The following is a 24,967-nucleotide window of genomic DNA, read 5'->3' as shown; positions in this document are numbered from 1 at the left end:
AAAAATTGGGGTTCCGCTCGATGATGCTGTTCCTGTCGATTGCGGCAACAATGCTGGCAGGGGCGGTCGGCCGAAAGGCACAGTCAGGGAGGGACCCAGTGAAGGACCACCCTGAGCGGGGTGATGTCCCTGGCTGGGTCATGATCACGCTCATGTCCGCCGTCCTCGTGGCAGCGCTGCTTGCGCTCGCCGGCCCGGCACTCGAAGCCATGTTCAACCAGGCGATGGACAAGGTCGGAAGCTAACAGATGGCAGCGTCCACCCGCGGTAGAAACACAAACCGCGCTCTGGACACGCGACGCCAAGCCCCGCGCCCGGGTAAGCCGATCTCGCATCGGGCAACCGATTCCCGGGAGCAGGGGTCTGCTGTCGTCGATTTCGTCCTGGTCGGCAGCCTCCTCACACTGTTTTTCCTTGCGATCATTCAGCTGACACTGGTCCTGCACGTGAGGAACACTCTGATTGACGCAGCGGCATCGGGTGCACGGTACGGAACTCTCGCGGACCGGAGTGCTGAGGACGCGGAGGAAAGGACACGCAGCCTCATCCATTCCGCCTTGAACGCGGGCTTTGCCCAACAAGTCAGCACCCGCGAAGTGACGTACCAGGGCCTGCGGACCCTGGAAGTGACCGTACGGGCTCCGATGCCCGTAATAGGTCTCATCGGACCCCGGGACCTTTTGGAGGTGAAAGGGCATGCCGCTGTTCAGCCGTGACCCAAGCCTCGAGTCTCTCCGCATCCGGCTGATGGTAGCCCTCTGCCTCGCACCGGGCACTGAAGAGCAGGAGCCCTTGGCCCTGCTCCGGTTAGCGCGCCACGAAGGAGGAAGGCGCCGACGGGAAGGCGTTCACCTGCAGAAATCCACCCAGCGGCCGTCGCGCGACGGCCACCATGAACGGGGGAGCGCGGTGGTTGAGTTCACCTTCCTGGCGCTCCTGCTGATGGTGCCGCTCGTATACTTCATCATCACCATGAGCCAGATCCAGGGCGGCTCCTTTGCTGTCGTCGGGGCGGCTGACCAGGCCGCCAAGGTCTACATAGCGCAGCCAGACCCAGCCACTGCGCAGGCAGCAGCCGAACAGGCGGTGGCGATCGCGCTCGCCGACTTCGGACACAAACCTGAGGGGGCGCAGGTAGCAACGTCCTGCAGTCCCGCAGATTGCCAGGCGGCCGGCAGCACAGTCACGGTAACCGTGAGCCTGACAGTGCCACTCCCGTTCCTGCCGTTCAACGATGATTTTCGCCTCAGCGCCAGCGAAGTCGAGGCGTCGTCCACGCAACTGGTAGGCAGGTTTCGGTGAGAGAAGTGCCGCGCGATGAAAGCGGTCAGATCATGGTGATGATCCTTGGCTACGTCGTTTTAGCTCTGTTGGTCACAACTGTGGTCATCGGCATTTCGTCCGTCTACCTCGAACACAAACGGCTGCTTTCCTTGGCCGACGGCGCGTCTCTTGCCGCCGCCGACAGCTACACCCTCGGGGAGGTGGAAACCCAAGGTGGCAACCCCTCTGCGGTCTTGAGCCCTGCGAGGGTGAGAAACGTGGCGGCAGACTTTGTCTCCAGGAGCCCCGCGTCACAGCGTTTTAATGAGCTCGCTGTCACGGACGCAACGGGCAGCCCTGACGGTTCAACCGCCGTCGTAGTTTTGACTGCTGCTGTACACCCGCCGGTGGTGAACTTCCTGATGCCCGATGGCATAAAGATCGAGGCTGCTTCCACCGCTCGCTCGCGGCTAACCCGCTGATGCCGCTCAGCGCGCCGCAACTGCCCCCGGCCCTACCGGCGCCGCAACTGCCCCATTGAGTCGCAGGGTCCGGGCCTTCAGCGGGATAGCGTAGGCTTAAACAACCATGGCCAATATTGATTTTTCCGCTGAAATCCGCGCCCTTCGCGCCACCTACGAGTCAATTGAGCGAGTCTCCGACGTAGAAGCGCTGAAGGAAGACATCGCCGAACTCAGCGAGCGGGCCGGTGAACCGGACCTGTGGGATGACCCCGCAGCGGCGCAGAAAATCACTTCGCGGCTTTCCCACCGCCAGTCGGAGTTGGAGCGCCTCAACAACCTGGCCTCAAGGATTGATGACCTCGAAGTCCTGGTGGAGCTCGGGCAGGACGAGGACGACGCCGCCTCCATGGGCGAGGCTGCCGCTGAACTGGAGTCCATCAAGAAGGCCCTGAAGGAACTCGAAGTCGTCACACTGCTGTCAGGCGAGTACGACGAGCGTGAAGCGGTTGTCTCCATTCGCGCAGGAGCCGGCGGGGTGGATGCTGCCGACTTCGCCGAGATGCTGATGCGCATGTACCTCCGCTGGGCCGAGCGGCACGGTTACCCCACCACTGTCATGGACACCTCCTATGCTGAGGAAGCAGGCCTGAAGTCCGCGACCTTTGAGGTGAAGGCCCCTTATGCCTTCGGGACTCTCAGTGTCGAAGCCGGCACCCATCGACTCGTGAGGATCAGCCCCTTCGACAACCAGGGGCGGCGCCAGACTTCCTTCGCCGCCGTCGAGGTCATCCCGCTGATCGAGCAAACGGACTCCATCGAGATCCCGGACAACGAGATCCGCGTCGATGTCTTCCGCTCATCGGGCCCGGGCGGGCAGTCAGTTAACACCACTGACTCCGCGGTCCGCCTGACCCACATCCCCACCGGAACCGTGGTTTCCATGCAGAACGAAAAGTCGCAGCTGCAAAACCGGGCGGCGGCCATGCGCGTCCTGCAATCCAGGCTCCTGCTCCTGAAAAAGGAGCAGGAGGACGCGGAGAAGAAGGCGTTCGCCGGTGATGTGAAGGCGTCCTGGGGTGACCAGATGCGCTCCTACGTCCTGAACCCTTACCAAATGGTCAAAGACCTGCGGACTGAGCACGAAGTCGGGAACACGTCGGCAGTGTTCGACGGCGAAATCGACGACTTCATCGACGCCGGTATCCGGTGGCGCACGGACAACCGCAACGCCGAAAAATAGGGCGCAGGAGCGGCCCCCGGGCTACAGGGCAAAGCAGGATCCGGCGACACGCCCCTTGAAACCCGCCTGATACGCCGGAGTCCCTGCGTATAGTCGAGGGGCCGGGGCCCTACTTCCCCCAAACGAAACCCGTGCGCCGGCTGCAGAACTGGGCTGCATCAGAATCAGCCCTGCCCTGCAGGGTACTTAGGGCCATGATCCGATTCGAAAATGTCACCAAGGTCTACGACCAGAAGGCCCGGCCTGCGCTGGACTCCGTCAACCTTGAGATTGACCGCGGCGAATTCGCCTTCCTTGTCGGCGCGTCCGGCTCCGGCAAATCAACCTTCCTCCGGCTGGTCCTCAAGGAGGACCGGGCAACGTCCGGCGCTGTCTACGTAGCCGGCCAGAACGTCGCCAAGATTTCCAGCTGGCGCGTCCCACGGCTCCGCCGCGGCATCGGCGTCGTCTTTCAGGACTTCCGGCTCCTGCCCCAAAAAAACGTCTTCGCGAACGTAGCGTTCGCCATGCAGGTCATCGGCAAGAGCCGCAGCGTTATCCGTGACACCGTTCCCGAGGTCCTTAAGACCGTCGGCCTGGAGGGCAAGGAACACCGCATGCCCCATGAGCTCTCCGGCGGTGAGCAGCAGCGCGTCGCCATTGCCCGGGCTGTCGTCAACCGGCCTGGCATCCTCCTCGCGGACGAGCCCACTGGAAACCTGGATCCCACCACCTCGATGGGCATCATGGGCATCCTGGACAAAATCAACCAAAACGGAACCACCGTGGTGATGGCCACCCACGACGACGACATCGTCAATGAGATGCGCAAACGCGTCGTGGAGCTTAAGAACGGCGTCGTTATCCGCGACGAGGCAAAGGCACTGTACACGTCCATGATTCCGGTCGTAGGGCAGTCGCGCAGGCTGAAAGACGCCAGCGGCAGGGAAAACCCGGAGACCGGACAGCCGCGGGAAGAGGAGGGACAGCGATGAGGCTCGCCTTCATCCTCAGCGAGATCGGCAGCGGCCTTCGCCGCAACCTCTCCATGGTGGTCTCGGTAATCCTGGTCACGTTTGTCTCGCTCACCTTCGTGGGCGCAGCAGGAATGCTGCAGATGCAGATCAACCAGATGAAAGGCTACTGGTACGACAAAGTCCAGGTGGCCATCTTCCTGTGCAGTGAAGGGTCGACGGCGGCTGGTTGCGCCGGCGGGCCGGTCACCCCCGAGCAGCAGGAGAGCCTCACCGGACTGTTGGAATCTCCCGCCGTGGCACAGTACATCAACGACTTCCAGTTTGAGTCCAGGGAAGAAGCGTACAACCACTTCAAGGACCAGTTCTCGAATTCGCCCATCGTGGACTCGGTGACTCCGGACCAACTGCCGGCCTCCTTCCGGATCAACATGAAGGATCCCGAAAAGTACCAGATCATCAGCGAGACGTTCTCCTCCCAGCCAGGAGTGGAAACGGTCATCGACCAGCGCCAGCTGCTTGAGCGCCTCTTCTCGGTGATGAACGGCGCCTCCCTGGTGGCGGTCAGCATCGCCGGTGTCATGACCGTATGCGCCATCCTGCTGATCGCAACCACCATCAGGCTCTCCGCCTTCAGCCGCCGCCGCGAAACCGGCATCATGCGCCTGGTGGGGGCCTCAAAGACAGTTATCCAGCTGCCCTTCATCCTCGAAGGCGTCATAGCTGCAGTCATCGGCGCCGCGCTGGCCTCCGCCACACTGTGGGCGGTTGCGCATTTCTTCCTCGGGGAGTTCATGTCCCAGCAGTATCCGGATACCGCCTTCATCTCGTCCGGCCAGACGCTGATCCTCGTACCCGTACTGATAATCCTTGGCGGATCCTTGGCGGGAATTTCGTCTCTCTTGACCTTGCGCAGATACCTTCACGTCTAGGTATGCAAACCGAACAAGGAATGCTCATGAACTTAACGGACCAAAACTCCCCGCGGCACCGGCAGAACAGCCGGGGCAGGTCGCCCCAGCGCACCGGCGTTATCAGCGCCGTGCTCGCAGTCGTCCTCGCCGCCGGGCTGGCTTCCTCCACTCCGGTGGCTTACGCCGGCGAGCTTGAAGACAAGCAGAAAGCTCTTGAAGCAGAGGCAGCCAGGGTCCAGCAGTCCTTGGAATTCGTAGACTCCCGTATCGCCAAGGCGGCCAGCGACCTGGTCATCTACCAGGGCCAGCTGCCCGGCGCCCAGCAAGCCCTCCTGGAAGCTCAGGGCCGTGTAGCGGGTGCTGTCAAGGAAGTTGAAGCGCTTTCCGCCCGTGTGGACATGGCCCAGCAGAACAAGGCAAAAATCACGCAGCAGCTCGAGACGGACAAGCAGAAGATCGCCGATACAAAGAAGCTGATCGGCCAGATCGCCACCCAGGCGTACAAGTCCGGGGGAGTACCCTCAAACCTGTCCCTGTTCTTTGGCTCCAATAACGGCGGAAGCCTGACCGAGACCATGGACCTCGCGGACCAGGCCATGCGGAGCCAGAACGCGGCGATGGACAAGCTCTCCCAGCAGAACGCCACCAACGTCAATTCCGAGGCCCGGCTGCAGGCAGTGGAAGCTGAGATCAAGGACCTGAAGGCCAAAGCTGACGCCGCCTTGGAGCGGGAGAAGGCCGCCCGTGACGAAGCAGCCGCCAAAAAGGAACAGGTCGATCAGCTGATCGCCGACACCACCCGGCTTGATGCGGAATTGCAGGCGGCCAAGCCCGGGATCCAGTCGCAGCTCGCCAACGTCCAGGCGAGCCAGAACGCCGTGGCAGCCGAGATTGAGGAACGCGACCGGAAACTCCGCGAGGCCTGGGAAGCCGAGCAGCGGCGGCAGGCGGAAGCCGCAGCTGCTGCTGCCGCTGCTGCTGCTGCGGCGGCAGCAGCGGCAAAGGGCCAGGCGCCCCCGCCCCCGCCGCCGGTGCAGTCTTTTATGCCGCCCGTCGGATCGCCGTCGGCCTTTGGCCTGCGCCATCCCTTTGACGGAAGCGTGCCGATCACGTCCGGGTTCGGGTGGCGAGCCACCCCGCCAGGCACCATCGACTTCTACGGGCAGGGCGGCTACATGCACACGGGGCTGGACTTCGGAGCAGCCTGCGGCACACCTGTCTACGCTGCCGCGGCAGGGGAAGTCTTTAGCTCCGGCTGGAACTCTGCGGACGGAGGCGGCTGGCGCGTCAAGATCTCGCACGGCCTGATGCAGGGCAACACCCTTAACACCATCTACTATCACAACGCGAGCATTGTGGTGTCGAACGGCCAGCGCGTCTCGCAGGGCCAGCTGATCGCTTACTCCGGCAACACCGGCAACTCCACCGGCTGCCACGCCCACTTCGAAACCTGGCTCAATGGCAAGCCGATGGACCCGATGGGCCTGCTGTAGGGGCGCTTAGCGCTGCCGTACACTGGTATGACTCCGCGCCGGCTGGCCTGGAGGACATCCGATCTTGAACTGAGGAGCTTTCCCTTGCCTAAAGAAAGTGGCCGTAAAGTGGTGGCCACCAACCGGAAGGCCCGGCACGACTACCACGTGCTGGATACCTACGAGGCTGGAATCGCGCTCATGGGCACCGAAGTTAAGTCCCTGCGCGAGGGCCACGCCTCCATGGTGGATGGATTCTGCACCTTCTACAACGACGAGCTGTGGATGGAAGCCATCCACATCCCCGAGTACAACCAGGGCAGCTGGACCAACCACGCGGCCCGGCGCCGCCGCAAGCTGCTGCTGCATCGCGAGGAACTGATCAAGATTTCGCACAAGGTGCGGGAATCAGGCTTCACCATTGTTCCGCTGCAGCTGTACTTCGTTGACGGCCGGGCCAAGGTTGAAATCGGCGTGGCCCGCGGTAAGCGCGAGTACGATAAGCGCCAAACCCTCCGCGAACAGCAGGACAACCGTGAAGCGCAGCGGGAAATGCGGGAGCGCAACCGCCGCCGATAGGCTGGAATGAATTCCCTGAATGATGCGTTATGATGGGAAGTCCGGTGGGCTTGCCTGCCGGTTTGATAAAAAAATATGGGGATGATCGGTTTCGACGATGTTAGTCGCGACAGGTGAAGCGGGCCGAGGATGCAGAATTATCTCGTAAACGCTTTCTGCAAACCAATAAGTGCCGAATCTAAGCGCACTGACTTCGCTCTTGCTGCTTAACCAGTAAGACAGTCCGTCAGCCCGAGGTTGCTATCGCCCCGGATCCTGGCGTCATTTAGATAGCCACTGCTGTTCACCTCCGTCATCGGGGTGAACGGGACTCTTAGATGACTGGGCCCGGATCAGCCAGCTGTTTGCAGCATGGCTGGGGCCGAGAAAATCCGACGCAAACTGCGCCCGGAGAAGCCCTGACAACACGACATCGGACGGGGGTTCAATTCCCCCCATCTCCACATTTATGATGATGTGGAACTTCCTTGAGGGAAGGCCCATATCATCGGGATAGCACCCCGGTCCTCGGACCGGGGTGTTTTTCTTTGCCCCGGCCATCAGGGAGCCGCCCCGGGCCACGAAGCAGCCTGGCAACGAAGCAGCCGGGCCCGGTCCACCGACTGACCATGCCCTTGGGCTTTCGTTCACCCACGGCGTAGCGCAGCGGGGACTAGCGACCCGCCCCCGGTCGTTGTCTCCGGTAGGAGCCCGCACCGCCCTCGCCGCCGGGATCCGGTTACGCCAGGAGGTGCCCCATGAACCAGGGGAGCGAGCCAGTTTCACAGGCGTCCGACGCCGACGCCCTGGACTCGTATTCACAGACAGTGATGCGCGTGGCTGCCACGGTCACGCCGCATGTTGCCGCTTTGGAAATGTCCGCGGCGCGCCGCAGCGGACGCGTCCGTGTCGGGGCAGGTTCGGCTGTGCTCTTCACCGAGGACGGCTACCTCCTGACGAACGCCCACGTCGTGGCTGGCACCCAACGGGGGCACGCAGTGTTCGCCGACGGCAACCGGATGGAGCTGGAACTTGTGGGGGCGGATCCGCTGTCCGACCTTGCCGTGGTCCACGGCAGGCCGCCGCGGGTGGCGCCGGCGCAGTTCGGTGCCGCGGAGTCCTTGCGCGTGGGCCAACTGGTGGTCGCCGTCGGGAACCCCCTGGGCCTGGCCGGCTCGGTAACGGCGGGTGTGGTCAGCGGCCTGGGACGAGCCATTCCAGTCTGGTCGGGAGGCAACCGGCGGGTCATCGAGGACGTGATCCAGACGGACGCCGCCCTCAACCCGGGCAATTCCGGCGGAGCGCTGGCGGATACACACAGCCGGATCGTCGGCATCAATACCGCCGTGGCAGGTGCCGGACTCGGCCTGGCGATCCCCATCAACGCCACCACCCAGCGGATCATCTCCGCCCTGCTGACGGACGGACGGGTACGGCGGGCCTACCTCGGCCTGGTCAGCACGCCGACCCGGCTCAGCCCCAGCGCCGTTATTAGAACCGGCCAGCGGGACGCGCTGCGCGTGGTGGAAGTACTGGCCGGCTCTCCGGCAGACAAGGCCGGCCTGGCAGCGGGGGACATCCTCCTCGCCGCGGGCCACCGTCCCGTCAGTGACGCCGAAAGCCTCCAGCGCCTGCTCTTCTCGGACGCCATCGGCGAACCTCTCCAGCTCGCGGTGCTGCGGGACGGTACGGAGATCCATCTCACGGCGGTCCCCGAGGAGATGGTGGGCAACGGAAAGTAGGCGGGAGGCGGCACATGCCGCCCTCACCCCAAAAGCAGGAGGAGGCTCAGCCCTGCCCCGGCACATCTGCGATGCCCACGAAACACGTGCCGACGCCGTCGAACTCGCTGCGGACGTATCCCTCGCGCAAACGCGGAACGTCCTCCGGACTGTGATGGTCGCACACCACGTAGGTAAAGTCAGGCCACCACTTCTTGGGGCGCGCTGCTTCCTCGTACCCGCAGACGGCGCACTCGAGGTGGACCCAAACAGGCCGCTTTCCGGTGCGGTTGGCGCGGGACTGGACCAGCCAGGGCGGCGGGTTGTCCAGGATTTCACCCAGTTCAGCTTCGGTCATCCATTTTGGAAGGCCGTGGCGCTGGGCCATTTCCATCGGTACATCAAGGGCAATGGCCGCGTCGCGTCTGCTAATCATCACCATCCACGATACGCGAGCGGGCCAAATCGCCTGCAGCAGCGCTAGGAAGCGAGGGCAATCCCGGCCGCAGCAGCCGCAAAGCCGAGCACAAGGTTCGCCGCCACGTTCAACATGGCGGAGCCGAAGCGAGCCTCGGTCAACAACCGCACTGTTGCCGTTGTCCATGAACTGAAGGTGGTGAGCCCCCCGGCCAGCCCTGTTGCCAGTGCGGTCTGCCATTCCGGGGCGAGCTCCAGCTTTATGGTCATGGCGTGGGAGACGCCAATGATGAAGCACCCCGCCACGTTCACCAGCAAGGTGGCCCAGGGCCAGTGCAGCCGCGCCTTGTGCCACGGGACGTGCGCGGAATTCCCGGGGGAGCGGGCCGTACGGATGGACGCGTGATGCGCGAACCAGCTGTCCACACCGAAACGAAGAAGCGCTCCGGCGACGCCGAACAGGCCCACCAGGGCAGCAGCCATCACGCCCTGCGGCCCGGGCCGGCGTCATGGCGCACGGCCACCACCTTGCCGAACCGCCAACCCAGACCCGCCGCCGCCAGCCCCAGCAGCACTGACAACGCCAGGTAGGCTGCCCACGCCATGTGTTCGCCGGCGCGGGCCAACTGGTCCACAGAAAACACCAGGGCGGAGAAGGTGGTGAAGGACCCCAGCAAACCCGGACCCAGCCCGGCCCGCATCCAGAAGGCCGTCTGCGGACGGGCTGTCCAGACCGTGGTCAACGCTGCCAGGACGAAGCTGCCGCCAACGTTGATCACCAGCGTGGCCCAAGGGACCGCACCGGGAAGATCGGGAAAAGCCAGCCCAAGTCCATACCGCAGTTCAGTGCCGACGAGGCCTCCGGCGGCGACAGCGATCCAGGCGCGGCCCGCCGGCATGCCGGCAGGGTTCATTCAGCTGTCTCCCAGCAGGCAGCCCGGGTGGGGACGGTCGCTGTGCACCCACAGGGCGGACGTGATTTCGTCGGCCAGGTCGTAGTCCCTGGTCCTGCCCGAGTTCCTGATCCGCACCACCAGGGCGCCGCCGAACGGCTTGCGGCCCACAACCTCCACCTCGGCGTCGAGGTCTATCTCCTCGGCGGAAAGATAACGGAGCAAATCCGGGTTCTCATCGCTGATCCGGGTGATCCTGCCGGTGTGCCCCTGGTCCAGCGCACCCATCAGGTGGGCGCGCGGCATCAGCACTTTCCCGTCGGCAGTGGGAATGGGGTCACCGTGCGGATCCCGCTGCGGGTTCCCGAGTTTGGCCGCAACCCGCTCAATGAAGGTGTCCGAGACGGCGTGCTCCAGCAGCTCGGCTTCGTCATGGACCTCGTCCCAGCTGTAGCCCAGCTGCTGGACAAGGTAAGTCTCGATCAGGCGGTGGCGCCGCACCATGGAAAGGGCCAGCCGGACGCCGGCGTCCGTCAGCGTGATGGCGCTGTAGGGCTTATGGTCAACGAGGCCTTGGTCCTTCAGCTTGCGGACCATTTCCGAGACCGAGGAGTTGGCGACGCCAAGGCGCTGCGCAAGCTGGGAGGACGTGATGGCCTTGTCCTGCCATTCCGTGAAGGAGTAGATGACCTTGACGTAATCCTCAATGGAGGAGGAGGGCGCGCTGGTCTTCACAGCTCCAAGCCTACCCGTTGCCTGTTCTCCGTCATGCCTTGAAGGCCCGCCAGGTAAGCGTCAGGTACGGCAGTTCGAGCTCCTCTTCCAGGCTGTGGCCCAGGTGGTCGTGGAGGTACCAGTCCAGGTTGGCCAACACCTTGGCGCGGGTGCTTTCGCCGGCGCGCAGATAGTAGCTTCTGGACTTTGTGAGCTCCACCAGGTCCGTGGTGCTGACGCGGTCCTGCCAGTGGGTGACGTGGCCCTCAAGCCCCCGGAACTCTGGTCCCACGAGCGGCCGGAAGTCCGGCTTGTACACATCCCCTGCGTGCATGATCCGGGAGAGCCGGTGGACCCAGGGGACAGAGGTGTCCAACTGGTTCCAGATCAGGCCCAGCGTCCCGTGCGGGCGGAGGATGCGTGCCAGTTCGGTACTTGCGCCCAGGGCGTCGCACCAGTGCCATGCCTGGGCAACGCTTACGACGTCGAAAGCTGCGTCGGGCAGGCCCGTTGCCTCCGCGGTGGCCTGGATTGCCGTGGCAGCGGGATAGTGCGCCCGTAACTGCTCGAGCATGTCGGCAGAGGGGTCCACGGCCGTGACGGCCAGGCCCATGTCCAGCAGCAGTTCGGTGAACTTGCCGGTGCCGGCACCGGCATCGAGCGCCTCGCGGGCGCCCGGGGGCACCAGCCAGCGGGCTGATTCTTCCGGGTAGCCCGGACGGACCTGCTGGTAATGCCGGCCGCCGTCCTGGAAGCTCTGGCCGAGCTCCCGCCGCCGTCCGTGATCAAGCCTGGGGCCACCCCGTACCACGCGTGGCCTCCTTCGTCCGATGCCCTTGGGTATCCTTCGAATTTACCGCACCCGACGTTGAGGCAAGATCAGTAAGCAGAGTCAGTGCCAGCAGCGGACGGCAACAGTGTTCAGTCGTCGATGCAGGGGGCGGCCCCGGCGGTCCCCGGAGTGTTCGGTGCCCAGTGCGGATACGTGCGCGCGTCGTTGGCGGGAACCCAGCGCCCCGCGTCGACGACGTAGTCCCACCCCAGGCCGTTTCGGCGCAGCGAGTCGATGCCGGCAAGGAGCCGTTCTGCATCCTCAAGGCGTGAGCCGACGCCGAAGCTGGCCCGGAGGGAACCGGAAGGAAGCCCGAGCCGCTTCAGCAGCGGGTGCGCGCAAAAGCGGCCGTCCCGCAGGCCTACGCCATGTTCCGCGGACAGGTAGGCGGCCACGAGACCGGCGTCGTAGCCTTCCACGGAGAAGTTGACCACGCCGATGGTGTCCGTATCCGGGTTGGTGTCCTTGAAGATCTGGTGCACGGTCACGCCGTCAATTTTCTGCAGGCCTTCCACCAGGAAGGAGCGGATGGCCGATTCGTGGGCGTGCCACTGTTCCTGGTCCAGGCCGGCGATCACCTGTGTGGCGCGGGCCAGCGTTGCTGCGCCAAGGACGTTGGGCGAGCCGCCCTCATGGCGGGCAGGGCCGGTGGCCCAGCTGACGCCGTCGAGCCTGGCTTCCTTGACGGCGCCGCCGCCTGCGAGGTGGGGCGTTCCGGCGTCCAGCCAGTCGGCGCGGCCCACCAGCACACCGGTACCGAACGGTGCGTAGAGCTTGTGGCCGGAGAAGGCGAGGTAGTCGACGCCGTCCGCGGCGATGTTCACGCGGCGGTGCGGCGCAAGCTGGGCCGCGTCAACCACAATCCGTGCGCCGTATTCGTGGGCGAGCGCGGCGAGGGCCCGAATGGGAAGAATTTCACCGGTGACGTTGGAGGCGCCGGTGACGGCGAGCAGGCTCACCCCGCCCTGCTCCAGTTCAGCGCGGACGGACTCGATGGTCCCGGCGATGGTGTCAGCGGCAACGATGCTCCGGTGGGGGACACCCTGCCACGGCAGCAGGTTCGCGTGGTGTTCGATGTCCAGGTACAGGACGTCGCCGTCCGGACGTCCGTTCGTCGCGGGCAGGCAACCGGCCAGCAGGTTGAGGGAATCGGTGGTGTTGCGGGTGAAAATCACCGAGTCGTCAGGGCGGCCGCCCACGAAGTCCCGAACAATGCTGCGTGCGTTCTCGTAAACGGACGTGCTGATCTGGGACGCGTAGCCGGCGCCACGGTGGACGCTCGCGTAGAAGGGCAGGATCTCGTTGAGGTAGGCCGAGACTACGGAGAGGGCGGGAGCCGAGGCACCATAGTCGAGGTTTGCATAGCGGACGTGCCCGCCGGAGATGAGGGGCGCCTGGATTTCCGCACCTGTGACGGCAGCAAGGGGGCGGCCGGCGACAGCGCGGCGGGCATCAAAGAGGGCAGCGGCTTCAGCCTGGATGGGCTGGGCGGCGGCGTTGGGGGAGACGGTGGCAGTTGTCACAGAGACCTCACTTCGAAAAGGACCCCCTGCTCCGGGAATCCGCGCTTGCCGCATCCGTTCCGGACCGGCCTGGTCGTCACCCGGGGCACCCCACCGCGGTTGGAGGGTTGCCGGCCAGCAAACCGGGGTTTCGCGCTGGCACTCGTGACCTGGTTAAGAGCGTAGGACATGGGGCAGGAAGGTTTGAAGCCGGCTCAAATGTTAAGCGCTTTGTTACGCCTGCCGAAAAGTGCTGCTTTGGCCGAAGAAACGACGGCGGGCGCCTCCTTTAGGAGCCGCCCGCCGCTGATTGTTCGGTGAAGGTGCCTAGAGGAGATCGTCCAGGTCAGGGTTCAACCTGCGGAGTACCTCGGAGTGCAGGATGGAGTTCGTGGCCAGCGCGTTGCCGCCAAACGGCCCGTCCTCCCCTTCCAGCGAGGTAAACCGGCCACCCGCTTCGACCACAATCGGCACGAGTGCCGCCATGTCGTAAAGGTTGAGTTCGGGTTCGCAAGCGATGTCCACCGCGCCCTCGGCCACCAGGCAGTAGGACCAGAAATCGCCGAAGGCCCGGGTCCGCCACACGTCCTCGGTGAGGCCCAGGAAGTTGTCCAGATTGCCACGTTCCTTCCACCCGCCCAGGCTGGAGTAGGACAACGAAGCGTCCGAAAGGTTGGCGACATTCGAGACGCGGAGCCGGGTGGCAGCAGCCAGCGACCGTCCCATGTAGGCGCCCATGCCCTTGGCCGCCCACCAGCGCTTGCCCAGGGCGGGAGCACTCACCACTCCAACAACGGGCTCGCCTTCATCCACCAGGGCGATCAGGGTGGCCCAGACGGGGACGCCGCGGACGAAGTTCTTGGTGCCGTCAATGGGGTCGATGATCCAGCGGCGGGACCCGTGGCCGGTGCTGCCGAACTCTTCACCGAGCACTGCATCACGCGGACGGGAGCGGGACAACTGGCCGCGGATGGCTTCTTCTGCCGCCTTGTCCGCGTCGGTGACCGGCGTCAGGTCAGGCTTGGTCTCCACCTGGAGGTCCTGGGCCTTGAAGCGGCTCATGGTCTGGTCATCCACGGAGTCTGCCAGGACGTGCGCCAGGCGCAGGTCATCGTTATAGCTTGAAGCGGGTTGGATCATGGTACCAAACTACCGTCTGCGCGCGGTTCTGCTGGGAGATCGGCACCGTCAGTTGACGCTGCCCAGTTCCTTCGCCTCCTGCGCCTCCAGCCGCGGGTCGGTGCCCAGGAGGCGCCGCAGGGATGCCAGCCGGGCTTCTCCGGTGGCGCCGGCATGCCCGCCGCCCACCCAGGCGTCCAGCCCGCAGTTCACTGCCGTGGCGGTGTGTTTGCAGCCGCGTTCGCAGTCCTCGATGCCGGGGGAGAGGTCCGGGAAGGAGCGCAGGATCCGGTCCGGGTCCACGTGCGCCAGGCCGAAGGAACGGATGCCCGGGGTGTCGATGATCCAGCTGCCGGCGGGTGCGTCCGCCAGCCTCAGGGCCAGCGCCGACGAGGACGTGTGGCGGCCCCGACCCGTCACCGCATTAACCCCGCCGGTGGCACGCTCCGCACCGGTCAGCGCGTTCACCATGGTCGACTTGCCAACGCCCGAATGCCCCAGCATGACTGTCACTTTTCCATCCAGATAGCCGCGGAGTTCCGCGACAGCCCCACTGTCCAGGCGTGCGGACAGTCCGTCGTCCGAGCGGGCATCGATCCCAGATGCGGTGGAATCGGCCGTCCGGCTAATGATCACGGGGAAGTCGAGGTGGGTGTAATTGGACAACAGCTCCGCTGGATCCTTGACATCCGCCTTGGTGACCAACAGGATCGGCTCAATCCCGGCGTCGTACGCCGCCACCAGGGCGCGGTCGATGAAGCCGGTGCGGGGCTCGGGGTTGGCGGCCGCCACGACAACTACGAGCTGGTCCGCGTTGGCCACGACTGCGCGTTCCACGGGATCGGTGTCGTCCGCGCTGCGGCGCAGGAGGGTCCTGCGGTCCTGGATCTTGACCAACCGGGCCAGGGTGTCCGGTTCGCCCGAGACATCGCCTACGAGGGATACGAAATCACCCGCCACCACCGGGTTGCGGCGCAGCTCCCGCGCCCTCGCTGCAATGACTACGCGTTCGTTGCCGGAGTCCTCACCCACCACAGCCGTATACCTGCCGCGGTCAACGGTGATAATGCGTCCCGTGACGGCGTCGTCATGGCTGGGCCGGTCTTTGGTGCGAGGGCGCGAGCCCTTCTTGCTGGGGCGGATTCGGACATCCGATTCATCCCAGGAATCAGTGCTCCGCGCCACCGGTTGAACCTTCCGTGCCGGTGTTGGACGAGGCTGCCTGGGCAAGCATGCCTGCCCACAACCGGGGAAAGTCCGGCATAGTTTTGGCAGTCGTGGCGATGTCCTCCACCTGCACGCCCTCCACCGCCAGGCCCAGGATGGCTCCGGCAGTGGCCATGCGGTGGTCGGCGTAACTGTGGACGACGCCGGCGTGCAGCTTGGCGGGCCGGATCACCAGGCCGTCGCTGGTTTCCTCGGCATCTCCGCCAAGGCGGTTGATCTCGGTGACCAGTGCAGCCAGCCTGTCGGTTTCGTGCCCGCGCAGGTGGGCAATACCGCTGAGCCGGGAGGGGCCGCTGGCCAGGGCACATAACGCGGCGACCGTCGGCGCCAACTCACTCGTGTCCGCGAAATCCCCGCCCTTGATCTCCGCTCCGCCGGTTACGGTCAGGACGCCGTCGCGCAGGGTAACCTCTGCGCCCATCTCGGCAAGAATGCTCCGCCAGAGATCTCCCACCTGCTGTGTCTGTTCGGGCCAGCCGGGAATCCGCACCGTACCGCCGGAAGCCAGGGCCGCGGCAAGGAACGGGCCGGCGTTGGACAGGTCCTGCTCAATCCGCTGGTCGAAGGCTTGGATGGGCCCAGGGGCAACAAGCCAGTGGTTGGGAACCGAATCGTCAACAACAACCCCGGCCCCCCGCAGGACAGCGACGGTCATATTGATGTGGTCCAGGCTTGGTACAGGTTTTCCTACATGCTCAAGGTGCAGGCCCTCGGTGAACCGTGCCCCCACGAGGAGAAGGGCAGAAACGAACTGTGAGGAGGCGCTGGCATCGATGACCAGGTGTCCGCCGCGAACTTCTCCGGTGCCCTCCACTGCAAACGGCAGCGACGACGGTGTGCCGCCGCCTTCCGCGGAAACGGCCACTCCCAGGGCCTTGAGCGCTTCGATGATGGTTCCCATGGGCCGCTTCCGGGCATGCGGGTCGCCGTCGAACAAGCTGGCACCGTTGCGCAGCGCCGCCAGCGGCGGAACGAACCGCATCACCGTCCCGGCAAGGCCGCAGTCGATCCTCGTGGAGGCCGATGCGGCATCGGCCGGCAGCGGCACCACCTCCAGATCCGGCCCGAACGCCCCGTCCCCCGGCACCTCGGTGATGGTGGCGCCCAACTGCCGGAGCGCGTCAACCATCAGTGCGGAATCCCTGGAGTGCAGCGGTGCGCGCAGGCGCGACGGGCCGTTGGCCAGGGCGGCAAGGACGAGGTACCGGTTGGTCAGCGACTTTGAACCGGGCACCGTGATGGTGGCATCCACCGGGCGGGAGGCGAAGGGTGCGGGCCAGTGGGGGAGGGACGTTCCGGAGTTGTCCTGGGCAGTGGAGGGCGCGGCGGTCATGTCCTGCTTATGCCCCCGTGGCCTGTTCAACGGCGCGGCGGACCACCTTGTCGGCCTTGGAGAGCTTCTGGTTGGTGGTCTTCCTGGCATCCGCGGCAAGGTGGGCGGCACCCTTCCGCGCGTCGGCAGCAAGGTGCTCTGCGCGCCACACCAGTCCCGGTTTGCCTGCCGTGTCAACAGAAGCAAGCAGGGCCCCGCCGCTCAACGAAAGATTCTTGAGCAGCTGGTTGCGGCGGTTCCCGCGGCCTTCCTTGCTGCTGATGTCCGCGCTGCGCCACTCGACAAAGGTGTTGAGAAGGGAGATGACCGTAAGCACAGTGGCTGAAAGCCGGGAAAACTTCCCGAGCCCAAAGAGGACGCCCGCGCCCACCTGCGTGCCACCGATGACCCGTGCCAGCGTCTTCTCGTCAGTACGGAACGGCAGCGCCGCCGTTGCCTTGCTCAGCAGGGGTGACAACTGTTGGGCGGTGTCATCGGCGTTCTTGAGCTTATCCATTCCGGCAAGAACAAAACTGGAAGCCAGCATGGGCCGTGCGAGTGTGCGGACAAAGGACATGGATTTCCTCCTGGATGGACGAACCGCGTCGGGTGCGGCGAAGTCGGTTCTAGTCTTGCACTTTTGGGGAATATTTGCCCAAGGCCTGGGGTTATGGATGCTGGGTCCGCGAGAGCCGGGCCCGAACCACAAAGCACCGGACAACAGAGCGGAGTTGGCCCTTGAGGCGGGTGTTGGACGGAATTGAAGCGGCAGGCCCGGTGGCAATGGACTCGTTGGAGGGTGAACCCCCCGAGTACGGCTCGCCGCGTGCGCGGAGCCTGACAGTAGACTTGAAGGCAATGAGCACCTTGGATCCGGCCGTTTCGGCCATGTATGAGGCTTCCCAAAGCGAAGCCAAGAGCAGCGCTGACGCACGGCCCGGGCCGGCGGAGGCGACGGCAGAATCCGTGCAGCCCAACGCGGAAACCACCGAAGAGGTGGTTGAACTTTCCACGGAGTCCGCGGAAGAGCGCCGCATCCGCTTTGAGCGTGACGCGATGCAGTACGTCGACCAGCTGTACTCGGCCGCGATGCGGATGGCCCGGAACCCTGCTGACGCGGAGGACCTCGTCCAGGAGGCCTACACCAAGGCCTTTTCCGCGTTTCACCAGTACAAGCCCGGCACAAACCTCAAGGCCTGGCTCTACCGGATCCTGACGAACACCTATATCAATCTGTACCGCAAACGGCAGCGCGAGCCGCTCCAGTCCAACTCGGACACCATCGAGGACTGGCAGTTGGCGCGGGCTGAGTCACACACCTCCAGCGGGCTCCGCTCCGCTGAGGCAGAGGCGCTGGATCACCTGCCCGATTCGGACGTCAAGCGCGCGCTCCAGGACATCCCCGAAGAGTTCCGCCTCGCGGTCTACTTCGCGGACGTGGAGGGCTTCGCGTACAAGGAAATTTCAGACATCATGAACACGCCCATTGGCACGGTGATGTCCCGGCTCCACCGCGGCCGGAGAATGTTGCGGGACATGCTCGGGGAGTACGCCGCCGAGCGGGGATTCAAAACGGCCGCAGGTCCAAAGGACGCGGCGGAAAGCACACAACAGGAGAACAGGAAATGAGCGACTGCCAGGGATTGGGCGACTGCGACGACACCCGGATGCAACGCATCTATGAGTATCTGGACGGAGCCTTGACCCGTGAGGACATCACGGAAATAAAGACCCACCTTGATGACTGCCCCGAATGCACGGAGCAATACGACCTTGAGTGCGTCATCCGCAACATGGTCAAGCGTTCCTGCACTGAGGCTGCTCCCGAGAACCTCAAGAACGCCATCCTTGACCGGATCCATTCGATCCGCCCGGTGGACGCCTAGCCCAGGTCAGCTGTCCAGCAGCCGGGCAGGGCGACGATCCCGTCCATAAGTACAAAGGACCCCGGAAGCCGAATGGCTTCCGGGGTCCTTTGCTGTGAACCGTAGTACCTGGCATTGTGCCTAGGTGTTGGGGCGCTTCCCGTGGTTCGCGCCGCCACGCTTACGGTCACGACGCTTGCGTGCACGCTTGCTCATAGCTGGCCTCCTTACTGTTGGTACTCAAAAGAGCTGCCCTCAAGTCTCCCACATGATTTGGCGCCCCGCGAACCGGCAACCACCTCGTGACCTGCGGTTCGATGTGCGGCCCTGGCGCGGAGCTACTTTTCGAGGAGGGAATTCCGGACGGCTATGCGCGCCTGTTCCAGCACCGTCCTGAGCGTTTCCAGGACCACTGGGTTGAGTGGCTCCTTGCCGGCCTGAAGGCGAAGCTCGGTGCGGAGGTCATCACGGAACGCCTGGAGCATCATCTCAGCGTCCTTCAGGGAACGCCTGCTTTCGGGGGCGGGCCTGCCACTGGAGGCCGTGAAATCGACCGAACCGGCGGCGGCACGGGCGGCCTCCGCCGTCGCTGCAAGGTCAGCCCGCAGCCCGCGCATATTGCTCCGGATGTCCTCGCGGAGGTTGTCTGCCAGCCGCCGTACGGAAGCGGAAATCTCTTTTTCAACTGCTGCCAGTTCTTCGCGGCGCAGGTTCAGCTCCGCCAGTCCGGCAGGCGTGATGCGGTAGTTGGTGCGACGCCCGGCCGATTCCGTGGCTACCAACCCCTCCTCCTCGAGTTTGCCCAACCGCGGGTAGATGGTGCCCGCACTGGGGGAGTAGGTACCGCCGAACCGTTCCTTGAGCGCCTTGATGAGCTCGTAGCCATGCTTCGGGCCGGACTCCAGCAGGGACAAAAGGTAGAGGCGCAGGGCACCGTGGGCAAAGACGGCCGGCATCAGGGCCGTTCTTCCGCGTTCCCGGACGGTCCGCTGTGGAAGATGGATGTTGTGCCTGACACGGAATTGGTCCTGACGAGCATGAGCTTGGCGTCCGGACCGGCGATCGTTTCCACTTTGCCGCCGGGCACGTGGTACTTCTGCTGGTCAATAACGACCGTTCCACTTGCCGATTTGGCCACGATATCCACTCCGACGTCGTGCGGGATCCGGATGGTGAGGTCTCCCGATACTGAATTTGCCCCGAAATCCTGGGTGTAGCCCAGCAGGTCGAAACTCATGCCGCCGCTAACAGTGTTCGCCCGGATATGGCTGAAGTTGCCGGACGCCGTCACCTCGCCGGAGACGGTCTTGGCTGTGAGGACGCCGCTGTGATCGCGGGCGCTAACCTCGCCACTGACCGTGTTGACGTGCAGTTCACCGTCCGTGCCGTCGGACATCACAGAGCCGGAAACGGTGTTCAGGCGCGTGCGGCCCGCCATCCCTGAAACGAGGCCGTCACCGCTGACGGTGCCTGCCTCAACCTCAACCGTCGGCGGAACGGCAATGCTGATGACTGCGTAATTCTCACTGTTGTGGCTGACCGTTCCCATGAGGTTCTTGAACCAGCCCTGCGGCCCGTGCAGCTGGTGACGGACCTCAAGCCGGCCGTCCTCCAGCGACACCACCACGGGGTCACCCTGGACTTCGGAAATCTCTATCCGGGTGACTGGCTCCTGATGCGCGACGACGTCGAAGCGGCCCCGCACCATGCCCAGCTTCAGGGACGTCACAGAGTCGACGTCGATGGTCTGGGCGCTCGTGACATCCCAGTTTTGCTCAGCCATTGGTCCTCCAAGACGATATATCGCGTGATGCATCCAACCTACTGCCGGGGTAGGCAGAGGTCAAGATATATCGCGAATCACCTACTCCGGGACGGCCATCCCCAGCCACTGGAACCAGCCACGGTGCAGTACCAGCCAGGCCATGAGCCCGTATCCGGCCTGCCCGGGCGTGCCGCCGTTGGCGGCCAGGTCCTGGCGCCACTGTTCGTGATTCAGGAGGGGAGAAAAAGTATCAACATAAAGATGCTTGCGGCGCGTGGTGACGTCAGCGAAAGCCGTGTTCAGCTCGTCGAGCCGGCGGTTCTGGGCGGGGTCCAGGGTGGGTGGCGGTCCCACCACAAAGACCCCCAGACGGTTCTGCGACGCCGAGTCCAGGATGTTGGCCAGGTTGAGCCGGCTGCGGGCGGTTGAAAGTCCGAACTCAATATCCCGGCCGGACAGGCCTATCACCAGGCGGTTCTCGGCCTTGTCGCTGAACCGCCGGCCGGCCTCGTCCATCCAGCGCGCGGCCAGCCCTTCCGTTCCTTCCTGCGGACAGGGGAGGGCATAGCTTTCCAGGAGCATGCCATCCTGGGGAGTGCGGGCCAAGACGCGGCCCAGCCAGCCGAGCGCCCGGGGATCACCGAGTCCGGCCAGCAGTTCATCTCCTACAGCTGCGATACGCAGCTTCCTGTCTTCCACACGTTCCTCTTAACTTCGGTGCTGGCTGCCCGTCGCCACCCGGACCACTTAAGGGGATCGGGCCGGCGCTGTCCATCCCATTAAACAGAACTGCCCGGCCGGAGTCTGGTATTTCGACGTCCGGCCGGGCAGCCTTACTGGTTACTTCCGCGCGAATGCCTGCTTCAGCAGGGCATCCTGCTCCGCGGCGTGGCGCTTCATGGAGCCCGCAGCCGTGGAGGCAGAGGCCGGACGCGACACCAGGCGGATCCTGCGATCCAGGGCATCGGGCAGGTTCAGGCCAATGAACGGCCACGGTCCCTGGTTGGCGGGCTCGTCCTGCGCCCAGACAACCTCGGCATTCGGGTACTTGGCCAGCTCGGCCGCGATCTCCGCGTGTGGCAGCGGGTAAAGCTGCTCCACCCGGACAATCGCCGTCGTCTTGTCATCGGTCTTCTGCCTGGTGGACAGGAGATCGTAGTAGAGACGGCCAGAGACCAGCAGAACGCGTTCGACGGCGTCTGCGGCCAGCTGCTCATGCTCACCGATGACAGGCCGGAACCCGCCGTTGGTGAAGTCCTCCACGGACGACGCTGCGGCCTTGAGGCGCAGCAGCTGCTTCGGCGTGAAGATGATCAACGGCTTCCGCGGCCGGCTGTACGCCTGGCGGCGCAGCAGGTGGAAGTGCGAGGCCGCCGTCGTGGGGTTGGCCACGATCATGTTTTCTTCGGCGCACATCTGCAGGAACCGCTCAATCCTTGCGGAAGAGTGGTCCGGGCCCTGGCCCTCGTAGCCGTGCGGAAGCATCAGCACCAGCGAGGAGCGCTGGCCCCACTTCTGCTCGGCGGAGGAGATGAACTCGTCGATGATGGTCTGCGCACCGTTGACGAAGTCGCCGAACTGGGCTTCCCACAAGACGAGGGCATCGGGGCGTTCCACCGAGTAGCCGTACTCGAAGCCCATGGCCGCGTATTCGGAGAGCAGCGAATCGTAGATCCACAGCTTCGCCTGGTCATCGGAGAGGTTGCCCAGCGGCAGCCATTCCTTGCCGTTGGCGCGATCGTGGAAGACGGCGTGGCGCTGTACGAACGTGCCGCGGCGTGAGTCCTGGCCCGCCAGGCGAACCGGCACGCCTTCCATGATGAGGGAGCCAAAGGCTGCGATCTCGCCAAAGCCCCAGTCGATGCCGCCTTCGCGGGACATCTGTTCGCGCTTCTCCAGCAGCTGCTTCAGCTTCGCGTGGATGGTGAAGCCCTCCGGAGCTTCCAGGTGCGCCTTGCCGATCCGGGCCAGGGTTTCCGCGGAGATGGCAGTCAACACGGGGGAGCTCATGCTGGAGTCGGACTGCTGGGCGATGGGCCGCTCAATGTCCGACACGGCTGCCGAATCCGCGGTGATGATCGGAATCGGGGAAGTCTGCGCTGCGTGGGTCTCGGCGAAGACCCGCTCCAGCCGTTCCTGGTAGTCGCGGAGCAGCTGCTCGGCTTCTTCCTCGGTAATGTCACCACGTCCGATGAGCGATTCGGTGTAGAGCTTGCGGACTGAACGCTTGGCTTCGATCAGGTTGTACATCAGCGGCTGGGTCATCGAGGGGTCGTCGCCCTCGTTGTGCCCGCGCCGGCGGTAGCAGACCATGTCGATTACAACGTCCTTGTGGAACCGCTGGCGGAACTCGTAGGCGAGCTGGCCAATGCGGACCACAGCCTCCGGATCGTCGCCGTTCACGTGGAATACCGGTGCCTGGATCATCTTGGCGACGTCGGTGGAGTACGTGGAGGACCGGGACGATGAGGGGGCAGTAGTAAAGCCCACCTGGTTGTTGACCACGATGTGGATGGTTCCACCGGTGCGGTAGCCGCGGAGCTGGGACAGGTTGAGTGTTTCGGCAACAACGCCCTGGCCTGCGAACGCGGCGTCGCCGTGGACAACGATGGGCAGGACCGGGAACGACTCACCCTGGTCCAGGCGGTCCTGCTTGGCGCGGACGATGCCCTCGAGGACCGGATCGACTGCTTCCAGGTGGGACGGGTTGGCGGCCAGGTAAACCTTGGTCTCCTTGCCGTTGTCCGAGGTGAAGGTCCCCTCAGTGCCCAGGTGGTACTTGACGTCACCGGAGCCCTGGACGGAGCGGGGATCCTGGGTGCCCTCGAATTCGCGGAAAACCTGTGCGTAGGTCTTGCCGGCGATGTTGGTGAGCACGTTCAGGCGGCCGCGGTGGGCCATGCCAATGGCTACTTCGTCCAGGCCGTCATCGGCGGCGTCGGACATGATGGCGTCAAGCAGCGGAATCAGGGACTCGCCGCCTTCGAGGGAGAACCGCTTCTGGCCTACGAACTTTGTCTGCAGGAAGGTTTCAAACGCCTCCGCTGCGTTCAGCTTGGAGACGATGCGCAGCTGCTCTTCACGGCTGGGCTTTGAGTATGGGTGCTCCAGCTGGTCCTGGAACCACTTGCGCTCGGCAGGCTCCTGGATGTGCATGTACTCGATGCCCGTGGTGCGGCAGTAGGCGTCACGCAGGACGCCCAGGATGTCGCGGAACTTGAGCATGGGCTTGCCGCCAAAGCCGCCGGTGGGCCATTCGCGGTCCAGGTCCCAGAGCGTCAGGCCGTACGTGAGGACGTCAAGGTCCGGGTGCTTGCGCTGGACGTATTCGAGGGGATCGGTGTCCGCCATCAGGTGTCCGCGGACGCGGTAGGAGTGGATCAGCTGCTGGATCCGGGCAACCTTGTTGATTTCGTCTGCCGGGTCCACCTGCTTGTCGGCGCTCCAGCGCACGGGCTCGTACGGAATGCGCAGGGACTCGAAGATCTCGTCGTAGAAGTTCTGTGCGCCGAGCAGGAGCTGGTGGACCAGCTTCAGGAACTCGCCGCTGCCGGCGCCCTGGATCACGCGGTGATCGTAGGTGGAGGTCAGCGTGAGGACCTTGCTGATGGCGTTCTGGGCGATGATCTTCTCGCTGGCACCCTGGAACTCGGCGGGGTAGTCGAGTGCGCCGACGCCGATGATGGCTGCCTGGCCCTTGGAAAGGCGCGGCACGGAGTGCACAGTGCCGATGCCGCCCGGGTTGGTCAGGGAGACCGTGGTGCCCTGGTGGTCCTCAGCGGTCAGCTTGCCGTTGCGGGCGCGCTTGATGAGGTCCTCGTAGGTGTGCCAGAACTCGGAGAAGTTGAGGGTCTCGGCCTTCTTGATGTTCGGCACCATCAGCAGGCGGGTTCCGTCGGGCTTCGGCATGTCGATGGCGATGCCGAAGTTGACGTGTGCCGGCTGGACGGCGACGGGCTTGCCGTCCACTTCGTCGTAGTACACGTTCATGGAAGGGAACTGGGAGAGCGCGCGGATGACCGCGTAGCCGATGAGGTGCGTGAAGGAGACCTTGCCGCCGCGCGCACGTGCGAGGTTGGAGTTGATGACAACGCGGTTGTCGATCAGCAGCTTGGCGGGGATGGCGCGGACGCTGGTGGCGGTGGGTACCTGGAGGCTGGTCACCATGTTGGTGGCAATGGCCTTTGCCGGTCCGCGAAGGACGGAAACAACGTCTTCTTCCGGAGCCGTGGGTGCCTTGACGTTCTTGGGCAGCTGCGCCGGGATGGGCTGCGAGCCCGTGCCGGACTCGGTCTTCTTCGAACCGTCGCGGGCCACGGTGGCAGGAGCCTTCTTGACCGGTGCCGGCGCAGGAGCAGCGGGTGCCGCAGAGGCAGGCTGTGCCGACGGGGCGGGAGGAGCTGCTGCCGGCGGCGCTGCCGGTGCCGCAGGAGCTGCATTCACGACCGGCATTTCCCTCGTTGCAGGGTGGGCAGCGGCATGCCCCGAATTTCCGTTGGAAGAAGAACTGCCGGCCGAGCCGAAGGATTCAAACAGCGGCCACCATTTGGCGTCGACAGCGTTCTTGTCCTTTTGGTACTGCTCGTACAGTTCGTCAACGAGCCACTCGTTTCCGCCAAATTCCTCTGGTAGACGGTGGCTAGGCTGCTCTGGCACTTGAAATACGCCTCTTCCATGAGTTTGATTTCTCTCCGGCCCACGGTGCTTCAGCACTACGTTTTAACCGGTCTCTGCGT

General features: G+C 64.5%; 27 protein-coding genes, 1 other RNA gene and 1 riboswitch. Of the genes, 13 read left to right on the top strand and 15 right to left on the bottom strand.

Annotated elements, in window-relative coordinates; genetic code table 11:
* Nucleotides 1-50 precede the first annotated feature (50 nt).
* From AC5RUQ_RS06720 to AC5RUQ_RS06670, 11 genes are all read left to right on the top strand, one after another.
* A complete protein-coding gene (locus AC5RUQ_RS06720; RefSeq protein ID WP_493947176.1) occupies nucleotides 51-245 on the top strand; it encodes a hypothetical protein in 195 nt (64 codons plus the stop codon).
* A gap of 42 nt (nucleotides 246-287) precedes the next feature.
* The gene (locus AC5RUQ_RS06715; protein WP_493947175.1) at nucleotides 288-716 is read left to right on the top strand and encodes a TadE/TadG family type IV pilus assembly protein; all 429 of its coding nucleotides are present in this window, start codon (nucleotides 288-290) and stop codon (nucleotides 714-716) included.
* Nucleotides 697-1,302 (top strand): TadE/TadG family type IV pilus assembly protein, encoded by a 606-nt coding sequence (locus tag AC5RUQ_RS06710; protein ID WP_493946594.1) that lies wholly within the window; start codon nucleotides 697-699, stop codon nucleotides 1,300-1,302. The genes AC5RUQ_RS06715 and AC5RUQ_RS06710 overlap by 20 nt, the downstream gene beginning before the upstream one ends.
* Complete coding sequence (locus AC5RUQ_RS06705) at nucleotides 1,299-1,745, top strand: Tad domain-containing protein (RefSeq protein ID WP_493946593.1); 447 nt, start codon at nucleotides 1,299-1,301, stop codon at nucleotides 1,743-1,745. Before AC5RUQ_RS06710 ends, AC5RUQ_RS06705 begins: the two co-directional genes overlap by 4 nt.
* A gap of 106 nt (nucleotides 1,746-1,851) precedes the next feature.
* Nucleotides 1,852-2,967 carry a peptide chain release factor 2 gene (gene prfB, locus AC5RUQ_RS06700; RefSeq protein WP_163162388.1) on the top strand — a complete coding sequence of 372 codons (1,116 nt, stop codon included), beginning with the start codon at nucleotides 1,852-1,854 and terminating at the stop codon, nucleotides 2,965-2,967.
* A gap of 194 nt (nucleotides 2,968-3,161) precedes the next feature.
* Nucleotides 3,162-3,941, top strand: a complete 780-nt coding sequence (gene ftsE / locus AC5RUQ_RS06695) for a cell division ATP-binding protein FtsE (protein WP_493946592.1) — start codon at nucleotides 3,162-3,164, stop codon at nucleotides 3,939-3,941.
* Nucleotides 3,938-4,852 carry a permease-like cell division protein FtsX gene (ftsX, locus tag AC5RUQ_RS06690; protein ID WP_493946591.1) on the top strand — a complete coding sequence of 305 codons (915 nt, stop codon included), beginning with the start codon at nucleotides 3,938-3,940 and terminating at the stop codon, nucleotides 4,850-4,852. The genes ftsE and ftsX overlap by 4 nt, the downstream gene beginning before the upstream one ends.
* A gap of 26 nt (nucleotides 4,853-4,878) precedes the next feature.
* Nucleotides 4,879-6,327, top strand: a complete 1,449-nt coding sequence (locus tag AC5RUQ_RS06685; protein WP_493946590.1) for a peptidoglycan DD-metalloendopeptidase family protein — start codon at nucleotides 4,879-4,881, stop codon at nucleotides 6,325-6,327.
* 84 nt (nucleotides 6,328-6,411) lie between these two features.
* Nucleotides 6,412-6,885, top strand: coding sequence for an SsrA-binding protein SmpB (smpB, locus tag AC5RUQ_RS06680; protein WP_163162401.1), 474 nt, complete (start codon nucleotides 6,412-6,414; stop codon nucleotides 6,883-6,885).
* Nucleotides 6,886-6,962: 77 nt separating this feature from the next.
* Nucleotides 6,963-7,331, top strand: a transfer-messenger RNA (tmRNA) gene (gene ssrA, locus AC5RUQ_RS06675).
* Nucleotides 7,332-7,622: 291 nt separating this feature from the next.
* Nucleotides 7,623-8,606, top strand: a complete 984-nt coding sequence (locus AC5RUQ_RS06670) for a S1C family serine protease (RefSeq protein WP_493946589.1) — start codon at nucleotides 7,623-7,625, stop codon at nucleotides 8,604-8,606.
* Between the two features lie 46 nt (nucleotides 8,607-8,652).
* On the opposite strand, the gene AC5RUQ_RS06665 is transcribed toward AC5RUQ_RS06670, so the two are convergent.
* The 10 genes from AC5RUQ_RS06665 to AC5RUQ_RS06620 form a co-directional block, all read right to left on the bottom strand.
* A complete protein-coding gene (locus AC5RUQ_RS06665) occupies nucleotides 8,653-9,021 on the bottom strand; it encodes a hypothetical protein (protein WP_493946588.1) in 369 nt (122 codons plus the stop codon).
* Nucleotides 9,022-9,065: 44 nt separating this feature from the next.
* Nucleotides 9,066-9,485, bottom strand: a complete 420-nt coding sequence (locus AC5RUQ_RS06660; protein WP_493946587.1) for a fluoride efflux transporter FluC — start codon at nucleotides 9,483-9,485, stop codon at nucleotides 9,066-9,068.
* The gene (locus AC5RUQ_RS06655) at nucleotides 9,485-9,916 is read right to left on the bottom strand and encodes a fluoride efflux transporter FluC (RefSeq protein WP_493946586.1); all 432 of its coding nucleotides are present in this window, start codon (nucleotides 9,914-9,916) and stop codon (nucleotides 9,485-9,487) included. The genes AC5RUQ_RS06660 and AC5RUQ_RS06655 overlap by 1 nt, the downstream gene beginning before the upstream one ends.
* Nucleotides 9,917-10,630: a metal-dependent transcriptional regulator gene (locus tag AC5RUQ_RS06650; RefSeq protein WP_493946585.1), complete on the bottom strand. Its 714-nt coding sequence runs from the start codon at nucleotides 10,628-10,630 to the stop codon at nucleotides 9,917-9,919.
* Between the two features lie 31 nt (nucleotides 10,631-10,661).
* Nucleotides 10,662-11,420, bottom strand: coding sequence for a class I SAM-dependent methyltransferase (locus AC5RUQ_RS06645; RefSeq protein ID WP_493946584.1), 759 nt, complete (start codon nucleotides 11,418-11,420; stop codon nucleotides 10,662-10,664).
* Nucleotides 11,421-11,530: 110 nt separating this feature from the next.
* On the bottom strand, nucleotides 11,531-12,964 hold the full coding sequence (locus AC5RUQ_RS06640) for an aminotransferase class V-fold PLP-dependent enzyme (RefSeq protein WP_493946583.1): 1,434 nt from the start codon (nucleotides 12,962-12,964) through the stop codon (nucleotides 11,531-11,533).
* Between the two features lie 36 nt (nucleotides 12,965-13,000).
* Nucleotides 13,001-13,114, bottom strand: a riboswitch (SAM riboswitch).
* Nucleotides 13,115-13,270: 156 nt separating this feature from the next.
* Nucleotides 13,271-14,083 carry a histidinol-phosphatase gene (gene hisN, locus AC5RUQ_RS06635; protein ID WP_493946582.1) on the bottom strand — a complete coding sequence of 271 codons (813 nt, stop codon included), beginning with the start codon at nucleotides 14,081-14,083 and terminating at the stop codon, nucleotides 13,271-13,273.
* A gap of 48 nt (nucleotides 14,084-14,131) precedes the next feature.
* Complete coding sequence (gene rsgA, locus AC5RUQ_RS06630) at nucleotides 14,132-15,247, bottom strand: ribosome small subunit-dependent GTPase A (RefSeq protein ID WP_493946581.1); 1,116 nt, start codon at nucleotides 15,245-15,247, stop codon at nucleotides 14,132-14,134.
* A complete protein-coding gene (gene aroA, locus AC5RUQ_RS06625; RefSeq protein WP_493946580.1) occupies nucleotides 15,231-16,622 on the bottom strand; it encodes a 3-phosphoshikimate 1-carboxyvinyltransferase in 1,392 nt (463 codons plus the stop codon). The genes rsgA and aroA overlap by 17 nt, the downstream gene beginning before the upstream one ends.
* A 7-nt stretch (nucleotides 16,623-16,629) precedes the next feature.
* Nucleotides 16,630-17,178: a DoxX family protein gene (locus AC5RUQ_RS06620; RefSeq protein ID WP_493946579.1), complete on the bottom strand. Its 549-nt coding sequence runs from the start codon at nucleotides 17,176-17,178 to the stop codon at nucleotides 16,630-16,632.
* Between the two features lie 281 nt (nucleotides 17,179-17,459).
* Here AC5RUQ_RS06620 and AC5RUQ_RS06615 point away from each other — a divergent pair, with 281 nt between their 5' ends.
* Nucleotides 17,460-18,230, top strand: a complete 771-nt coding sequence (locus tag AC5RUQ_RS06615) for a sigma-70 family RNA polymerase sigma factor (protein ID WP_493946578.1) — start codon at nucleotides 17,460-17,462, stop codon at nucleotides 18,228-18,230.
* Nucleotides 18,227-18,487 (top strand): mycothiol system anti-sigma-R factor, encoded by a 261-nt coding sequence (rsrA, locus tag AC5RUQ_RS06610; RefSeq protein ID WP_163162425.1) that lies wholly within the window; start codon nucleotides 18,227-18,229, stop codon nucleotides 18,485-18,487. Before AC5RUQ_RS06615 ends, rsrA begins: the two co-directional genes overlap by 4 nt.
* A gap of 120 nt (nucleotides 18,488-18,607) precedes the next feature.
* Here the strand turns inward: rsrA and AC5RUQ_RS06605 are convergent, their stop codons facing one another.
* The 5 genes from AC5RUQ_RS06605 to AC5RUQ_RS06585 all read right to left on the bottom strand — a co-directional run bounded on the left by AC5RUQ_RS06605 (nucleotide 18,608) and on the right by AC5RUQ_RS06585 (nucleotide 24,887).
* The gene (locus AC5RUQ_RS06605; protein WP_369299106.1) at nucleotides 18,608-18,682 is read right to left on the bottom strand and encodes a 50S ribosomal protein bL37; all 75 of its coding nucleotides are present in this window, start codon (nucleotides 18,680-18,682) and stop codon (nucleotides 18,608-18,610) included.
* A 122-nt stretch (nucleotides 18,683-18,804) separates the two neighbouring features.
* On the bottom strand, nucleotides 18,805-19,422 hold the full coding sequence (locus AC5RUQ_RS06600) for a PadR family transcriptional regulator (RefSeq protein ID WP_493946577.1): 618 nt from the start codon (nucleotides 19,420-19,422) through the stop codon (nucleotides 18,805-18,807).
* Nucleotides 19,422-20,249: a DUF4097 family beta strand repeat-containing protein gene (locus tag AC5RUQ_RS06595; protein ID WP_493946576.1), complete on the bottom strand. Its 828-nt coding sequence runs from the start codon at nucleotides 20,247-20,249 to the stop codon at nucleotides 19,422-19,424. The genes AC5RUQ_RS06600 and AC5RUQ_RS06595 overlap by 1 nt, the downstream gene beginning before the upstream one ends.
* 81 nt (nucleotides 20,250-20,330) lie before the next feature.
* Nucleotides 20,331-20,930 (bottom strand): GDSL-type esterase/lipase family protein, encoded by a 600-nt coding sequence (locus AC5RUQ_RS06590; RefSeq protein ID WP_493946575.1) that lies wholly within the window; start codon nucleotides 20,928-20,930, stop codon nucleotides 20,331-20,333.
* A gap of 141 nt (nucleotides 20,931-21,071) precedes the next feature.
* On the bottom strand, nucleotides 21,072-24,887 hold the full coding sequence (locus tag AC5RUQ_RS06585) for a multifunctional oxoglutarate decarboxylase/oxoglutarate dehydrogenase thiamine pyrophosphate-binding subunit/dihydrolipoyllysine-residue succinyltransferase subunit (RefSeq protein ID WP_493946574.1): 3,816 nt from the start codon (nucleotides 24,885-24,887) through the stop codon (nucleotides 21,072-21,074).
* Between the last annotated feature and the right edge of the window lie 80 nt (nucleotides 24,888-24,967).

This window comes from Arthrobacter sp. MDT2-3, from assembly GCF_059090465.1.
This window is presented reverse-complemented; position numbering and strand designations above follow the sequence as displayed.

Excerpts from the sequence above, each read along its gene's own strand:
- AC5RUQ_RS06670 (WP_493946589.1), top strand. The coding sequence starts at position 7,623 with ATGAACCAGGGGAGCGAGCCAGTTTCACAGGCGTCCGACGCCGACGCC.
- AC5RUQ_RS06600 (WP_493946577.1), bottom strand. The coding sequence starts at position 19,422 with ATGCCGGCCGTCTTTGCCCACGGTGCCCTGCGCCTCTACCTTTTGTCC.
- aroA (WP_493946580.1), bottom strand. The coding sequence starts at position 16,622 with ATGACCGCCGCGCCCTCCACTGCCCAGGACAACTCCGGAACGTCCCTC.
- rsrA (WP_163162425.1), top strand. The coding sequence starts at position 18,227 with ATGAGCGACTGCCAGGGATTGGGCGACTGCGACGACACCCGGATGCAA.
- AC5RUQ_RS06710 (WP_493946594.1), top strand. The coding sequence starts at position 697 with ATGCCGCTGTTCAGCCGTGACCCAAGCCTCGAGTCTCTCCGCATCCGG.
- AC5RUQ_RS06665 (WP_493946588.1), bottom strand. The coding sequence starts at position 9,021 with ATGATTAGCAGACGCGACGCGGCCATTGCCCTTGATGTACCGATGGAA.
- AC5RUQ_RS06660 (WP_493946587.1), bottom strand. The coding sequence starts at position 9,485 with ATGGCTGCTGCCCTGGTGGGCCTGTTCGGCGTCGCCGGAGCGCTTCTT.
- AC5RUQ_RS06620 (WP_493946579.1), bottom strand. The coding sequence starts at position 17,178 with ATGTCCTTTGTCCGCACACTCGCACGGCCCATGCTGGCTTCCAGTTTT.
- prfB (WP_163162388.1), top strand. The coding sequence starts at position 1,852 with ATGGCCAATATTGATTTTTCCGCTGAAATCCGCGCCCTTCGCGCCACC.
- AC5RUQ_RS06685 (WP_493946590.1), top strand. The coding sequence starts at position 4,879 with ATGAACTTAACGGACCAAAACTCCCCGCGGCACCGGCAGAACAGCCGG.
- AC5RUQ_RS06655 (WP_493946586.1), bottom strand. The coding sequence starts at position 9,916 with ATGAACCCTGCCGGCATGCCGGCGGGCCGCGCCTGGATCGCTGTCGCC.
- AC5RUQ_RS06720 (WP_493947176.1), top strand. The coding sequence starts at position 51 with ATGCTGGCAGGGGCGGTCGGCCGAAAGGCACAGTCAGGGAGGGACCCA.
- ftsX (WP_493946591.1), top strand. The coding sequence starts at position 3,938 with ATGAGGCTCGCCTTCATCCTCAGCGAGATCGGCAGCGGCCTTCGCCGC.
- hisN (WP_493946582.1), bottom strand. The coding sequence starts at position 14,083 with ATGATCCAACCCGCTTCAAGCTATAACGATGACCTGCGCCTGGCGCAC.
- AC5RUQ_RS06595 (WP_493946576.1), bottom strand. The coding sequence starts at position 20,249 with ATGGCTGAGCAAAACTGGGATGTCACGAGCGCCCAGACCATCGACGTC.
- ftsE (WP_493946592.1), top strand. The coding sequence starts at position 3,162 with ATGATCCGATTCGAAAATGTCACCAAGGTCTACGACCAGAAGGCCCGG.
- AC5RUQ_RS06615 (WP_493946578.1), top strand. The coding sequence starts at position 17,460 with ATGAGCACCTTGGATCCGGCCGTTTCGGCCATGTATGAGGCTTCCCAA.